We start from the raw sequence: 14571 nt of genomic DNA, 5'->3' as shown, positions 1-14571 counted from the left end.
GTTCCTCTTGAGTCGTTCTTCGATTATGCGCCATACTGAGTCGCATGAATCAACCACCGTCTTCTGTCTGTGCGGATCTTGCGGAGCGCTATCAAGCCTTGCTGGAAGTGGCGCAAGCCGTTTCCGCTCATCGAGATCTTGACGATCTCTTTCGGGAGCTTGCGCAGCGCCTTCCTCGCGTCGTACAAGTGAATTTCGTCGGGCTCTCCCTATACGATCCAGTGAAGAACACCATGCGGTTGCATACCGTTCAGGCGAATGTACCGGCCGATCTGGTGGGAGGTCATGAGGAATCCATTGATGAAACCCCGGCAGGGGTGGTGTGGGAAACTCAACAGCCCTTGCTCGTGCCTGATGTCGCTAAGGAAAAGCGATGGCCGAAGGTGATGCGCTTCATGCAGGAAGACCATTCACGTTCGTTCTGCTTTGTGCCGCTCACCACGGCGGCACATCGGTTGGGTGCTATTGGATTTGTAAGTTTGGAGAAAGAAGCCTATAGCGAAGCCGATCTAAAGTTTCTGCAGCAAGTGGCGAATCCGGTCGCTGTTGCGGTGGAGAATGCGCTGGCTTTTCAGGAAATTGCCCAACTCAAAGATAAGCTGGCCAAGGAGAAGCTCTATCTTGAAGAAGAGCTCCGGCTCGAGCATGGCTTTGAGGATATCATCGGTGACAGCGATGCCCTCAAGCAGGTGCTGAAACAAGTGGAGGTTGTGGCTCCGACCGATTCGACGGTCTTGATTCAAGGCGAAACCGGCACCGGCAAGGAACTCATTGCCCGGGCCATCCATCGACTCAGTGGCCGCAGTGAGCGGACGTTCGTCAAGTTGAATTGCGCCGCCATTCCCACCGGCCTGCTGGAGAGCGAGCTGTTTGGGCATGAGCGAGGGGCCTTTACCGGCGCCATCACGCAGAAAGCCGGTCGATTTGAACTGGCCGATAAAGGCACGATCTTTCTTGATGAGGTTGGAGAGATTCCGCTGGAGTTACAATCCAAGCTGCTGAGGGTTTTGCAAGAGCAAGAGTTCGAGCGGTTGGGCAGTACGAAGACCGTTCGAGTCAACGTACGTCTGATTGCCGCGACCAATCGGGATCTCAAGACTATGGTAGAGGCGAAACAGTTTCGCGGCGATCTCTACTATCGGCTCAATGTCTTTCCAGTCACGATGCCTCCTTTGCGCGATCGACGGGAAGACATCCCGACCCTTGTCCGGTATTTCACCCAGCACTACGCGGGTCGGATGAAAAAGAATATTCAGGCCGTTCCTGCCAAGACGCTGGAGATTCTGTCTAGCTATACCTGGCCTGGCAATGTTCGTGAGCTAGAAAATCTCGTGGAACGGTCCGTTATCCTCACGCAAGGGACGGACCTACAAGTACCAATCAGTGAGCTGCAGACAACGAATGAGTCGACGGTCTCTTCCATGACGGCTCTTGAAGAAGCCGAACGCGACCACATCCTACGTGCTTTGCAAGAGACCAAGTGGGTCGTCGGAGGGGCCGCCGGTGCTGCCGCTCGGCTTGGGGTGAAGCGTACCACCCTCCAATCCAAGATGCAGAAATTCGGTATCACCCGCCCTGAATAGAGCCTGCGCTTGAACTCTATTACTGGTGTGGCCGACTCAGCAAGGGTGTTAAAAGGGGAGGTAACGGCGGTAGTCTGCCAATTTCAGCCCGCGCCCTCCAGCTTTTCGATTCGACGCGCAGCCTCTTCCATGTAGAGGACGCGATACGTCACGTAAACACATCCCCATACTCAACCAGCCGGTTAGCACGCCCATCCTCCTCTGTTGTCAAAAGGGAAAGCATCAGCTTCTGAACCTCCAGTATTTCAAGCTCTTCAGGAGACTGGGGAATCTGCGGGTCATGATTGCCATGGAGAATGATTTGACAGATCCACAAGGGAACTGATAACACCTTATTAGTTTCTGTAGTATCTCTTGTGCCTTATGCCGACTCGAAAGCCTAAACCGCAAGAACCAGCAGTCGATCAAGCCGGGGTTCGGAGAGTGGTTGCCGTGGCTCGCCGCCAATTCCTCACCCATGGCTTTCGATCCGTCAGTATGGATGACCTGGCTGCCGAATTGGGCATCAGCAAGAAGACCTTGTATGTCTGTTTCCCGAGCAAGACGGCGCTCCTTGAGGCCGTGTTGAAGGACAAATTCAGCGAGGTTGAAAAAGATCTCGAACGGGTGGCGAGGGATCAAGTTGCCGATGTCGAGGTTGCGCTCCATCAGCTTCTCGATTGTGTACAGCGGCACACGACAGAAATTCAACCGGCCTTTGTCAGAGATCTCGGGCGCGAGGCGCCGGAACTGTTCCAGTTCATCGAACAACGGCGTCGTGAGCTGATCCGTCGCTATTTCGGCGGACTGTTCGAAGATGGCAAGGAAACCGGTGTGATTCGAACGGATATTCCGACCCACCTCATCATCGAAATTTTGCTAGGTGCCGTCCAAGGCATCATGAATCCACCCAAGCTCATGGAGCTTGGTCTAACGGTAGAGCGAGGCTATTCATCCGTCATCCGTCTCATCTTGGAAGGTGTGTTGCTTCCCAAAGGGAAAGCGGTAACCTGATGGATCATCGACGACGGAGTGTGAACGAATTCTGCTCCATTGTATGTCTGTTGGCGGTCGTTACGGTTCTGATGGGTTGTGATCCGCCTGTCTCCGACCTCGTTCAGGGCTATGTGGAAGGAGAGTACGTCTATGTAGCCTCTCCCTACGGCGGAGCCCTAGCCACCCTATCTGTGCGGCGTGGTGTACAGGTCAATGCCGGCGATCCACTCTTTGCACTGGAGCAAGCGTCAGAGAAGGCTGCAAGGGATGAAGCGGAGCGGAGGCTGAGTCAAGCACGGGCGAATCTCGAAGATCGGAGAAAAGGGAAACGGCCCTCGGAGATTGCCTCTCTGAGGGCGCAATTACAACAAGCCCAAGCGGCGCTGCAGCTATCCCTACGGGAAGTGGCTCGTCAGGAAGCGCTCACGGTGGTGCCTGGTGCAGCGGTGGAGGTGGAGGTTGACCGGGCCCGATCGGTACGGGATCAAAACCAGCAGCGGGTCTCACAACTCGAAGCAGATTTGAATACAGCGCTCTTAGGCTCTCGCACGGATCAAGTTGCTGCGGCCGAAGCGGAGGTGCGAGTAAAGGAGGCAGCGCTCGCCAAATCGGAGTGGGATCTTGCCCAAAAGCATCAAGTCGCGCCCAAGGCTGGGTTTGTTTTTGACACCCTATATCGGGAAGGTGAATGGGTGCCGGCAGGTCGACCTGTCGTGGTGCTGTTGCCTCCCGACCACATCAAGGTTCGCACATTTGTGTCTCAAATGAAGCTTGGGACGATCAAGCTTGGTGACACCGTACAGGTCATGGTTGATGGGGTGCAGGGCTCGATTGGTGGAAAGGTCGGCTACATTTCACCAAAAGCTGAATATACGCCACCGGTGCTCTATAGCCAGGGTAGTCGTGACAAGCTGGTCTTTCTGGTCGAAGTGCTGTTCGACCAGACTGTGGCGGTCAATCTGCATCCTGGTCAGCCGGTGGACGTGCAGTTCAAGGGGATTCAATGACGGCCGTCGTCGACAAACAGGAATTGGCCATTGATGTGAGCGGAATGACCAAGCGGTTTGGGAGCCGTACCGTAGTCGATCATATCGGCCTGCAAGTGCGGCGCGGAGAGATTTATGGATTTCTCGGTCCGAACGGCAGCGGCAAGACGACCTTCATTCGCATGCTGTGCGGCCTGCTTCGAGCGGACGAAGGCAGTGGAACCTGTTTAGGCTATGACGTTATTCGCCAGAGCGAAGCCATCAAAGGCGCTGTCGGGTATATGACGCAGCGCTTCAGCTTCTATGAGGATCTGAGTATCTCGGAGAATCTGGATTTCGTGGCGCGCATGTTCGGGATTCCTGATCGACGAGTTGCCGTGGAGCGGAGTCTCGAACGGTTAGGGTTGGTTGGTCGGAGAGAACAGCTCGCTGGACAACTCTCAGGGGGATGGAAGCAGCGCCTTGCACTGGCTGCCTGTTTGATCCATCAACCACGATTATTGTTGCTCGATGAACCGACCGCGGGGGTCGACCCAAAAGCAAGACGAGAGTTCTGGGAGCAGATCCATGAGTTAGCTGCAGATGGACTGACATTTCTGATTACCACCCATTATATGGATGAAGCTGAGCGATGCCATCGGTTGGCGTATATTTCCTACGGCAAGCTGCTCGCCGATGGAACAGTCTCCGATGTCATTCAACAGGCACGACTGACGACTTGGTCGGTCAGCGGTCCCAATCTTCATCAATTGGCGGTGGAGCTTCGAAGGCAGCCCGGGGTTCAGCAGGCCGTCGCGTTTGGAGATCGACTCCACGTCAGCGGCGTCGATCAGGATACGCTCGAAGCGACAGTGGCAGCATATCGCACCAGTCCCTATGACTGGCATCGGGTCGACGCAGGCCTTGAAGATGTCTTCATCCATCTGATGGAACAGTCGTCGGACAACTTCGCATCATGAAGACGCATTCGCCATTTGGGCTATCCCGATTCTGGGCCATCGTCGTGAAGGAATTTATCCAGATGCGCCGCGACCGCGTGACGTTTGGGATGATGATTGGTGTCCCATTGATCCAGCTTGTCCTCTTCGGCTTTGCGATCAATGCTGATCCCAAACATCTGCCGACGGCAGTGCTGATGGCCGACTACGGTGCTCAGGGGCGGACTCTGCTGCAAGCGATTCGCAACAGCCGGTACTTCGAATTTGTTCGAGAGGTGAAGACTGAGCAGGAAGCCGAGGAAGTATTGGCACGGGGGGAAGCTCAGTTCGTCATCAACATCCCTCCCAATTTCTCGCGGGACGTGCTTCGCGGTGAACGCCCGGCAATCCTCGTCGAAGCGGATGCGACCGATCCCGCAGCGACGAGCAATGCCATCGGCTCGTTACGTGTGTTGGTCACGACGGCGCTCCAGCAGGATCTGCGGGGAGCACTGGCCTATATGGCGCGTGGAGACGAGCCGATCGAGTTGCGCGTGCATGCCAGGTATAACCCGGAAGCCATCACCCAGTACAACATCGTGCCTGGCCTGATGGGGGTGGTGCTGACAATGACGATGGTGATGATCACCGGGCTGGCCATCACCCGTGAGCGGGAGCGAGGCACGATGGAAAATCTCCTGTCGATGCCCACGAGGCCGTTTGAGGTGATGATCGGGAAGGTGTTGCCCTATATCCTGGTCGGCTATATCCAGGTCATTCTCATTCTCCTGGCAGCGCATTTTTTGTTCGGCGTGCCGGTGACAGGCAATATTCCAATGCTCTTTGTGTCGGCATTGGTCTTTATCGTGGCGAATTTGGCGATGGGGATCACGTTTTCCACGCTGGCACAGAACCAACTGCAGGCCATGCAGCTCTCCTTCTTTTTCTTTTTACCGTCCCTGCTGCTGTCGGGGTTTATGTTTCCGTTTCGCGGTATGCCGCAATGGGCGCAGTCGATCGGTGAGATGCTGCCGCTGACGCATTTTTTGCGAATTGTCCGAGGGATCATGCTGAAGGGAAACGGAGTGGAGGAAGTGGTGCTGCAACTCTGGCAGATCGCGCTGTTTGCCCTCGTGGTGTTGATGATTGGGGTGAAGCGGTATCGACAGACGCTGGACTAGCTTGTGAGGCAGTTCCCTGTCTCACTGATATTCTCCGTTGCTCCGTCCGGCTGGGGATCGAGCGATATGGTGCCGATGGGTCGGCAGTGTGCCGTGTGGACGGCAGTATTTATGACGGTCTACGGTAGTTCTTTGCTTCTCCGAGGGCTAGTGTCCATATGTATTCAATGACTTCTCTCAACTCATTGCCGTATCGGTTGCTGGAACACAAGTTGCGATACTGGATTGGTAAAACAATCCCTGGGGTGCAGACCTCGCGGGGTAGACGGTTAGGTGAACGGGGGGAGGCGGTGCTCAAGATCACGAGTCAACAAGATCTGGTGCTGGAAGGCCTGACCCTTGTACTGGAAGGGCGCCTTGCTGGTCCCTGGGTCGAGGAGCTGCGGACCTATTGCCGATGCATCGTTGAACATCAGCAGCCGTGCAAACACATTGATTTGACCGGTGTCACGTTTATTGATGCGGAGGGCAAGCTGTTGTTAACTCAGCTGTGGCAGCATGGAGTGGAATTGCGGGGGTCCGGCTGTTTGACGAGGTGTCTGATCAAGGATATTGCAAAGGTGGGCCGTACTGATTCAGTGGGGCAGCATGGAGATGGAATGACTTCATGATGATGCCGAAAGATCTTGCTGGTTTAGGTTGTCGTCGTATTGTCAGTCGGCGCGGAGGCCTATCTGGCTTGGACTTGCCGCCGTTGCATGCTCCTCAGTACAATGCTCCCTTTCTCCTGTGCGGAGAAAAAGAGGCGTAGGGATTGCCAAGTGGGGTCGGTAGTATGGAGAAGAGGTATCAATTGAAGGCACATATTGCAACATTATGGGTGTTGGGTGCAATTGGACTGGCCGGCTGTAACCAAGAGACCGCTTCGATGCCGGCGCAGCCGATGCCTCGGGTGGAAGTCGTCACGGTTCAAACCCAAGTTCTTCCCGATGAACCGGAGTTTATCGGTCGAGCGGAGGCATCCCGTCCGGTCGAGATCCGGTCGCAAGTGACGGGGATTTTGAAGGCGGTGCTCTATCCTGAAGGCCGCGATGTAAAAAAGGGCGATCGCCTCTATCAAATCGATCCGGTGCCCTTCAAGGCTGCGGTTGCGAGTGCCAAGGCCAAGATCGCGCAGGCGGAAGCGCGTGGCGTCCAGGCCAGACAGGATTTGGCACGGGTCAAGCCATTGCTTGCGGAGCAGGCGGTGAGCCAAAAAGATGTCGACGATGCCATCGCGCAAGAGTTATCCGCCAATGCGGCGCTGCAAGGGGCGCAGGCTGATCTCATCAAGGCCCAGTTCGACATGGACAATACGCTTATCACCGCGCCGATCAGTGGGATTATCGAGCGCAGTCGGTACTATGAAGGACGGTTGGTCTCGGCTCAAACCGATCTCTTGACCACGATCCATCGAGTCGATCCCATGTACGTGGTGGTGAACGTGCCGGAGACGTTCATCCTGAAACGTCGACGAGACATTGAAGCGAAGCTGATCGCTCATCCGGGAGACTATCAATTGCGAGGCCGGCTGACACTCATGGATGGGACGGTCTATCCCCAGGAAGGCGTGCTCGATCTCTTAGAGCCTGGCCTGCGGACGGAAACCAGTACACGCCAAACGAGGATCACGTTTCCGAATCCCAATCGGATCATCCTCCCAGGGCAATTTGTGAAAGTCCGATTCACGGGCGATACGAAAACGAATGCGGTCCTTGTTCCGCAGCGAGCGGTGTTACAAGGTCCACAGGGCCCGTTCGTCTTTGTGGTCAACCGTGAGGAAAAGGTTGAGATTCGAGACGTCGTGGCGTCGGATTGGAAAGGGGACCAGTGGCTCATCGATCACGGCCTGAATGCCGGCGATCGGGTGGTCGTCAATGGGATCATGCAGATCGGTCCTGGCGCGTCAGTCAATGCGGTTCCCTGGGTTGCCGCCAATGCGGAGCCTACTCCTACTCGTCCTCAATAAGGAACAACCGTGATTTCGCACATTTTTATTGATCGGCCGATTTTTGCTTCGGTGGTGTCGATTTTTGTGGTCGTGATGGGACTGCTGGCCATGCAGTTTCTGCCGATCGCGCAGTTTCCGGAAATTACTCCACCGGTGGTTCAGATCGATGCGGATTATCCAGGCGCCAGCGCTGAAGTCGCGGCGGAAGCCGTCGCACGTCCGATCGAAGTCACCCTGCCGGGTATCGACAATCTGCTGTACTACGAGTCGACCAGCAGTAACGACGGACATGTCACGATCAAGTTGACGTTCGAAATCGGAACGAATCCTGACATTGCTCAAGTCCAGACGCAGAATCGGGAGAAGCTCGCCGAACCTCAGCTGCCTCCGGAAGTCGTCCGACAGGGCATCTCGGTCAAAAAGATGTCCCCCGATCTTGTGTTGGTGGTGGCGCTCAAGTCGACCGACCCTCGGCACGATGCCGTCTTTCTCTCTAACTATGCCACGCTGCGGATCGTCGATGATCTGAAGCGCGTCAAGGGCGTCGGAGATGCGCTGGTGTTTGGTCAGCAAAACTACAGCATGCGCATCATCCTGAACCCGCTGTTGATGGCTAAGCTGGATCTCACGCCGAGTGATATCACGGCCATCATCCGTGAGCAGAATCGTGATTATCCGGCAGGGACGATCGGGCGTGAACCGGCCCCAAAGGGGACGGAGCTGACGATCCCCATCATCACCAAAGGCCGCTTGACCGAGGTCAAGGATTTTGAAGAGCTCATTGTGCGCGCCCTTCCCGACGGCTCGACGGTGCGGCTCAAGGACGTGGCCCGTATTGAGTTGGGGGCCCAAGCCTATGGCCTCGAAGGTCGATGGAACAGCAAACCGACGACCTTTGTTCTGACGTTCTTGTCACCCGGAGCGAATGCGCTCGATACCGTGCGGCGCACGCGGGCTCAGATGGATGAACTGGCCAAGAGTTTCCCTCCCAGCGTGTCGTATGACACACCGTACGACACCACGCGGTTTATTGAGATTTCAATTAAGGAAGTGGTCAAGACGTTGCTGGAAGCGATGGTGCTGGTCGTGTTCGTCGTGTATCTGTTTCTTCAGACTTGGCGCGCCACCATTATTCCAACCGTGGCCGTTCCTGTCTCGCTGATCGGCACATTCATCGGTCTCTATGCCCTCGGCTTCTCGATCAATACGATCACGCTGTTTGGAATGGTACTTGCGATCGGGATCGTGGTGGACGACGCCATTGTCGTGGTGGAGAACGTCGAACGGCATATGCGGGAAGGCCGCCTCACGGCGAAAGAAGCGGCCAAGCGGGCGATGGGTGAAGTGACTGAGCCGATCATCGCCATCGTGTTGGTGCTCGTGTCTGTCTTTGCGCCGGTGGGATTTATCGGCGGGATTACCGGAGCTCTGTATAAACAATTTGCCGCGACGATCGCAATTTCCGTGACGGTCTCCGGGTTTGTCGCACTGACGCTGAGCCCGGCGCTCTGTGGGGTGGTGTTGACATCCCACGAGGGGAAACGGAGCGGGTTTTGGGATTGGTTCGATCGCCTATTCAACCGGACCCAGCAGGGCTACACAGGTATCACAGGTGCGCTGCTCGTGAGGCCGATTCGTGTCATGGCGGTCTTTGTGCTGTTGCTGATTGCCTCGATCGGACTGTTTGAGAAGTTGCCGAAAAGTTTTTTACCCGAGGAAGACCAAGGGTACTTCATCGTGATCGCGCAACTCCCTGACGGGGCCTCGAAGCAGCGGACGGTGGCAGTCCTCGAAAAGATCGAACGATTTTTTCAGGCCATTCCGGCTGTCCATTCCACCGACGCACTGACGGGGCAGAATTTCGTCTTCGGGACGAGAGGACCGAACTCGGCGACCATGTTTGTCCCACTACAACTCTGGGATGAACGGCCTGAGCCTCAGTACCATGCGAAGGCGTTGGTGGGTGCGGCGTACGGAGAGTTTGCGAAGATTCCGGAAGCCTTGCTTCTTGCCTTCAATGCTCCGGCTATTCGTGGTGTCGGTGCGGTCGGCGGTTTCTCTGCTCAAATCCAAGATCCCAGCAGCGGCGACTTTAAGAAGTTCGCCATGGTGGCGCAGCAATTCGTCGAACGCGCCCAGAAAGAACCGGCGATCGGGCGGGTCGGAACCAATTTCCGCGTCTCCTCACCGAGACTCTACGCCAATGTGAATCGGGAGCGAGCGAAAGCGCTAGGCGTACCGATTTCTGACATTTTTGATACGCTCCAGGCGTACTTCGGTAATTTTTACATCAATGACTTCATTAAGTTCGGTCGCGTCTATCATGTGCAGACCGAAGCCGATGTCGAGTTTCGCGCGACACCGCAAAACCTGTCGAATATCTATGTGAGAGCCTCGAGTGCACGGGGCGTCAATATGATTCCGCTCGACACGATTGTGACGGCGGAGTACCAGAGCGGACCGGACCCGGTGAACCACTTCAATGGGTACAACACGGCGTTGCTCCTGGGCGCGGCCGCGCCAGGGTTCAGCTCAGGGCAGGCGTTGGAAGCGCTGGAACGAGTGGCGAAAGAGGTGCTGGTTCCTCAGGGATATGCTATTGATTGGAGTAACATCTCGTTTCAAGAACGCCGGGTCGGCGGGCAATCCAATCAAGTCTTTATCCTTGGATTGTTGATGGTGTTCCTGGTCTTGGCGGCCCAGTTCGAGAGTTGGGTCGTACCGTTTGCGGTGATTTTGGCCGTTCCATTCGGGATTTTTGGTGCGCTGACGGCCGTGTGGCTTCGTGGATTCGAGAATGATCTCTATTTCCAGATCGGGCTGGTGACCTTGATCGGGTTGACGGCGAAGAATGCGATCCTGATCGTGGAGTTCGCGAATACCCGATACGAGGCAGGGCGCCCCCTCATTGAGGCGGTCGTCGAAGCCGCGCGCTTGCGTTTCCGACCGATTATCATGACCTCGATGGCCTTTATTTTTGGTATGTTTCCAATGGTCATCGCCAGTGGCGCCGGAGCGGCAAGCCGTCAATCGATCGGCACCGGTGTGTTGGGTGGAATGTTGGGAGCGACGTTCCTGGCCATCTTTTTTGTTCCCCTATTCTATGCCGTGATTCGTAAGTGGGCTCCAGGTAGAGCTCATACCGGTGCTACGGCAACTCAGCTTGCTGAGGCGCCGTCACCAGAGGGGAAGGCCTAACGTGCGTACGATTACGATTATCGGACTGTCTTTGCTGCTCCTGTCCTGTTCGATAGGACCTGATTACAAGCGACCTCCGGCCGATGGCGAGGATCGCTTCCGAATGGCCGACGGCTCTTCGGAACTGCCGTCCTTGGCCAACTTGCCTTGGTGGGATCTCCTTCGCGATGAGCAGCTTCAACAGCTCATTCGGATGGCGCTCGCTGAAAACCGGGATCTTCAGCGGGCGGTCGCAACCGTCGAAGAGTTTCGTGCGAGGGCTCTGGTTGCGAAAATGGACTATGTGCCTGGCCTTACGGCCACAGCGAGTTTGCCGGCTAGCCGGAAAGCGAACTTCCTCTTTCCTGGTTTTGCGAGCCCATTCAATTATTACCTGTTTGGTAATCTGGCCTGGGAGGTTGACCTGTGGGGTCGAGTCAGGCGCATGAATGAAGCGGCGCGTGCTGATCTGGTGTCCAAGGAAGAAAACCGCCGGGCTGTGACGATTCAACTGGTCAGTGCGGTTGCCGAGGCGTATTTCAACTTGCGCCAGTTCGACCTGCAGCTCGATATCGCAAAGCGGACGCTGCAATCGTGGGAAGAGTCGGTACGGATCGCCCAAGCCAGGCTGCGCCAAGGGATGACCTCGAAACTGGACGCTGATCAGTTTGAAGCGGAGCGTGCGAATGCCGCAGCTCGTACGGCGGAGCTTGAGCGGCAAATGAGCCAAACTGAGAATCACTTGAGCGTCTTGCTGGGACGGAAGTCCGTTAGTATTGCACGCGGTCTTGCATTGGATGAACAGATCGTGCCTCCCACAATTCCTGCCGGTCTCCCATCTGAGTTGTTGCAGCGGCGGCCTGACATCTTGGTCGCCGAGCAACAGTTGGCGGCAGCCACGGCTCGTATCGGCGCGGCCAAGGCGGAACGGTTTCCGAGAATTACGTTGACCGGACTAGCCGGCTTAGCTCATCCCGAATTATCCTTAATCTTCAATGATCCCTCGAGCTTTGGCGTGTTTGGCGCTGGACTTGCTGCGCCTCTCTTAAACGCGCAAGTGTTGGGCTTTCAACAGGAAGCCGTCGAGGCGCAAAGCAAGCAAGCGCTGGCGCAATACCAACAAACGGTCTTGACGGCCTTTCGCGAGGTTGAAGACGCGCTGGTCGCCGTGCGTACGGCTCGTGTGCAGGGTGAGGCGCAGCAGCAACAGGTTGCCGCATTACAGTCGGCGCTCAAGTTGGCTGAATTGCGCTATAAGGGGGGGCTGGCGAATTATCTGGATGTGCTGGTGGCGCGTCGAAATCTCTTCGAATCGGAGCTGGCCTTGACGAGTACACGCCGGTTATTATTGGCGTCGACTGTGCAGCTCTATAAGGCGCTCGGTGGCGGATGGAATCCGGAGAAGCCGTCAGCCGAGGAGAATAAAGGGTCTTAACGTGGATCAGCAGGGGCATATTCAACCCCCCATTCATGAGTTACTCGCCAGTCGGTGGAGCCCTCGTGCTTTCGATGATCGGTCTGTCGAGACCGACCTATTACGAATGTTGTTTGAGGCTGCTCGATGGGCGCCTTCCTCGAATAATGAACAGCCATGGCGATTTATCGTGGCGACGAAGGATCATGAGGCGGATTGGGCCAGACTATTCGAGTGTCTGGTGGAAGGCAATCGCCGATGGGCCTTTCGTGCACCGGTTTTGGTGCTTTCTATCGCGAGCATGCATTTTCAGTACAATGGAAGACCCAATCGGCATGCGTTTCATGATACGGGTCTGGCGACGCAGAATCTTGTGTTGCAAGCGGGGGTCCATGGATTGATGGCCCGTCAGATGGCGGGATTTGATGTGGAAAAGGCTCGAGCGGAGCTTCAGATTCCTACCGGCTATGAACCGGTTGCCATCATTGCAATCGGCTATCCTGGTAACCCAGATGTCCTTTCCGACCAACTGCGCGAACGGGAACTCCAACCGAGGAGTCGTCGCCCGATCGGCGAGTGGACTTTTTCAGGTCAGTGGGGAACTCCGTACTGAGCACAGCACCATACTCGATCTGAACGAGGAGTCGTATCAATGAAATCATTGAGCGGGAAAGTCGCGATTGTGACAGGTGCCTCCAGTGGAATCGGCCGCGCCATTGCGGAGCGATTGGCGGACGAGGGTGCCATTGTCGTGGTGAACTACAATCGGAGCGAGGACAAAGCGAAGGAAGTGGTCACGGTGATTCAAGCCAAGGGCGGAAAAGCCCTCGCAACCCAGGCCGACATGGGCCAGGTCGCAGATGCGCGTCGGCTCGTGGTTGATACGGTGAGACAATTCAACCGGCTAGATATTCTGGTGAATAATGCGGGAAAGTTTATGCCCAAATCCCTCGAACAGACGACGGAGGAGGACTTCGAGAGCGTGATCGCGCTCAATGCGAAGGGACCATACTTTGCGATGCAGGAAGCAGCCCGTGTGCTCAAAGAGGGTGGGCGTATCGTCAATATTTCGACCTGCGGAACGCATTTGAGTTTCCCTGGGGCAACGGCCTATCTGGGGAGTAAGGCGGCTTTGGAACAATACAGCAAAGGGCTTGCACAGGAATTAGCTCCGAAAGGAGTGACGGTGAATACGGTGTCACCTGGTTTTACGGAGACCGGTATGATGACAGACGAATACCGACAGGTCGGTATTCAACTAACGCCACTGAAGCGACTTGGCAGTCCGAAAGATATCGCCGACGTAGTGGCATTCATTGTCAGCGAAGAAGCACGGTGGCTGACAGGGCAAACGATACAAGCTGGTGGCGGCATCGTCATGTAACAGGATGGTGGGATGATGGCGAGACACAATATCTCAAGCGGTGGTCAGTGGGAAGGGAAGATCGGCTATTCACGAGCGGTGCGGGTGGGTGGTCATATCTCGGTGTCGGGATCGACGGCAATGACTCCTTCCGGGCTGGTCGGCAAAGGAGATCCCTATGCGCAGACCATTCAAACCTTGAAGACGATCGAAGCGGCTCTTCAGCAGGCCGGCGCGTCCTTGTCCGACGTGATCCGAACCAGGATCTACATGGCGAATATCGATCAATGGCAAGAGGTCGGGCGAGCGCATGGAGAAGTGTTCGGCACCATCAGACCAGCGACGACGATGGTCGAAGTGAAGCGGTTGATCGACCCGGATATGCTCGTAGAAATTGAAGCTGATGCCGTTATCGGGTAGCGACCCCGCTGTCGCGCATCTGGCGGCAGTCGACCCGGTCATGCGTCGGTGTATTGAAGGCATCGGCCCCTGCACGTTACAGCCAAACCTCCGTCGGTCTCCATTCGAATCACTGGTTCGCGCGATCGCCCACCAACAACTTCATGACAAGGCAGCCGAGAGTATCCTCACGCGGTTCGTCGCGCTCTTCCCCCGCCGGAAGTTCCCTCGTCCCGATGACCTTCTTACGATGAACATGCGATCGATGAGAGCGGCCGGGTTCTCACGCGCAAAGATCTTAGCGCTGCGTGATCTCGCCGCCAAGACGCTCGACGGCACGGTACCGGCGAGTCGAGTCATTCAGAAGCTGGGAGATGACGAGATTATCCAGCGATTGGTCGAGGTGCGAGGGGTTGGACGTTGGACGGTCGAGATGCTGCTGATTTTTTCACTCGGCCGACCGGATGTGCTTCCGGTCGATGATTTTGGTGTGCGGAATGGATTTCGGATTGCGTACGGACGTCGCTCGATGCCGACGCCTAAACAGATATTTCAGTATGGCGAACGGTGGAAGCCCTATCGTACAGTAGCAGCTTGGTATCTCTGGCAAACGGCGGATCGGGAAAAGCAGGCGAAGTAGGTCTTG

At 56.0% G+C, this 14571-nt stretch carries 14 protein-coding genes; all 14 read left to right on the top strand.

Features of this window, described 5'->3' with window-relative positions; genetic code table 11:
- The first annotated feature begins 44 nt into the window (after positions 1-44).
- Positions 45-1583 carry a sigma-54-dependent Fis family transcriptional regulator gene (locus COMA1_RS11695; RefSeq protein ID WP_090748632.1) on the top strand — a complete coding sequence of 513 codons (1539 nt, stop codon included), beginning with the start codon at positions 45-47 and terminating at the stop codon, positions 1581-1583.
- Between the two features lie 363 nt (positions 1584-1946).
- Positions 1947-2576, top strand: coding sequence for a TetR/AcrR family transcriptional regulator (locus tag COMA1_RS11685; protein ID WP_090748628.1), 630 nt, complete (start codon positions 1947-1949; stop codon positions 2574-2576).
- Complete coding sequence (locus COMA1_RS11680; protein WP_218055363.1) at positions 2576-3565, top strand: HlyD family secretion protein; 990 nt, start codon at positions 2576-2578, stop codon at positions 3563-3565. Before COMA1_RS11685 ends, COMA1_RS11680 begins: the two co-directional genes overlap by 1 nt.
- Positions 3562-4503: an ABC transporter ATP-binding protein gene (locus COMA1_RS11675; protein ID WP_090748626.1), complete on the top strand. Its 942-nt coding sequence runs from the start codon at positions 3562-3564 to the stop codon at positions 4501-4503. The genes COMA1_RS11680 and COMA1_RS11675 overlap by 4 nt, the downstream gene beginning before the upstream one ends.
- On the top strand, positions 4500-5642 hold the full coding sequence (locus tag COMA1_RS11670) for an ABC transporter permease (protein WP_090748624.1): 1143 nt from the start codon (positions 4500-4502) through the stop codon (positions 5640-5642). The genes COMA1_RS11675 and COMA1_RS11670 overlap by 4 nt, the downstream gene beginning before the upstream one ends.
- 167 nt (positions 5643-5809) lie before the next feature.
- Positions 5810-6253, top strand: coding sequence for a hypothetical protein (locus tag COMA1_RS11665; protein WP_141654320.1), 444 nt, complete (start codon positions 5810-5812; stop codon positions 6251-6253).
- Positions 6250-6393 carry a hypothetical protein gene (locus COMA1_RS21085; RefSeq protein ID WP_176698004.1) on the top strand — a complete coding sequence of 48 codons (144 nt, stop codon included), beginning with the start codon at positions 6250-6252 and terminating at the stop codon, positions 6391-6393. The genes COMA1_RS11665 and COMA1_RS21085 overlap by 4 nt, the downstream gene beginning before the upstream one ends.
- Positions 6394-6417: 24 nt before the next feature.
- Positions 6418-7590: an efflux RND transporter periplasmic adaptor subunit gene (locus COMA1_RS11660; RefSeq protein ID WP_090748620.1), complete on the top strand. Its 1173-nt coding sequence runs from the start codon at positions 6418-6420 to the stop codon at positions 7588-7590.
- A gap of 9 nt (positions 7591-7599) precedes the next feature.
- Positions 7600-10770 (top strand): multidrug efflux RND transporter permease subunit, encoded by a 3171-nt coding sequence (locus COMA1_RS11655; RefSeq protein ID WP_090748618.1) that lies wholly within the window; start codon positions 7600-7602, stop codon positions 10768-10770.
- Position 10771: 1 nt separating this feature from the next.
- Entirely contained in the window at positions 10772-12184 is a 1413-nt protein-coding gene (locus tag COMA1_RS11650) for an efflux transporter outer membrane subunit (protein WP_090748616.1), read from the top strand.
- A gap of 1 nt (position 12185) precedes the next feature.
- Positions 12186-12776, top strand: a complete 591-nt coding sequence (locus tag COMA1_RS11645; protein WP_090748614.1) for a nitroreductase family protein — start codon at positions 12186-12188, stop codon at positions 12774-12776.
- A 39-nt stretch (positions 12777-12815) separates the two neighbouring features.
- Complete coding sequence (locus COMA1_RS11640; protein ID WP_090748611.1) at positions 12816-13547, top strand: SDR family NAD(P)-dependent oxidoreductase; 732 nt, start codon at positions 12816-12818, stop codon at positions 13545-13547.
- 15 nt (positions 13548-13562) lie between these two features.
- Positions 13563-13946 (top strand): Rid family hydrolase, encoded by a 384-nt coding sequence (locus COMA1_RS11635; RefSeq protein WP_090748880.1) that lies wholly within the window; start codon positions 13563-13565, stop codon positions 13944-13946.
- A complete protein-coding gene (locus COMA1_RS11630) occupies positions 13930-14565 on the top strand; it encodes a DNA-3-methyladenine glycosylase family protein (protein ID WP_090748609.1) in 636 nt (211 codons plus the stop codon). The genes COMA1_RS11635 and COMA1_RS11630 overlap by 17 nt, the downstream gene beginning before the upstream one ends.
- The last annotated feature ends 6 nt before the right edge of the window (positions 14566-14571 follow it).

The organism is Candidatus Nitrospira nitrosa (genome assembly GCF_001458735.1).
In the GTDB taxonomy this organism is placed as follows: Bacteria; Nitrospirota; Nitrospiria; order Nitrospirales; family Nitrospiraceae; genus Nitrospira_D; species Nitrospira_D nitrosa.
The sequence above is the reverse complement of the archived record's forward strand: the minus strand, read 5'-3'. Positions and strand labels throughout refer to the sequence as shown.

Coding starts and splice junctions, on each gene's coding strand:
- COMA1_RS11640 (WP_090748611.1), top strand. CDS start 12,816: ATGAAATCATTGAGCGGGAAAGTCGCGATTGTGACAGGTGCCTCCAGT.
- COMA1_RS11685 (WP_090748628.1), top strand. CDS start 1,947: ATGCCGACTCGAAAGCCTAAACCGCAAGAACCAGCAGTCGATCAAGCC.
- COMA1_RS11635 (WP_090748880.1), top strand. CDS start 13,563: ATGGCGAGACACAATATCTCAAGCGGTGGTCAGTGGGAAGGGAAGATC.
- COMA1_RS21085 (WP_176698004.1), top strand. CDS start 6,250: ATGATGATGCCGAAAGATCTTGCTGGTTTAGGTTGTCGTCGTATTGTC.
- COMA1_RS11680 (WP_218055363.1), top strand. CDS start 2,576: ATGGATCATCGACGACGGAGTGTGAACGAATTCTGCTCCATTGTATGT.
- COMA1_RS11695 (WP_090748632.1), top strand. CDS start 45: ATGAATCAACCACCGTCTTCTGTCTGTGCGGATCTTGCGGAGCGCTAT.
- COMA1_RS11665 (WP_141654320.1), top strand. CDS start 5,810: ATGACTTCTCTCAACTCATTGCCGTATCGGTTGCTGGAACACAAGTTG.
- COMA1_RS11675 (WP_090748626.1), top strand. CDS start 3,562: ATGACGGCCGTCGTCGACAAACAGGAATTGGCCATTGATGTGAGCGGA.
- COMA1_RS11660 (WP_090748620.1), top strand. CDS start 6,418: ATGGAGAAGAGGTATCAATTGAAGGCACATATTGCAACATTATGGGTG.
- COMA1_RS11630 (WP_090748609.1), top strand. CDS start 13,930: ATGCCGTTATCGGGTAGCGACCCCGCTGTCGCGCATCTGGCGGCAGTC.
- COMA1_RS11670 (WP_090748624.1), top strand. CDS start 4,500: ATGAAGACGCATTCGCCATTTGGGCTATCCCGATTCTGGGCCATCGTC.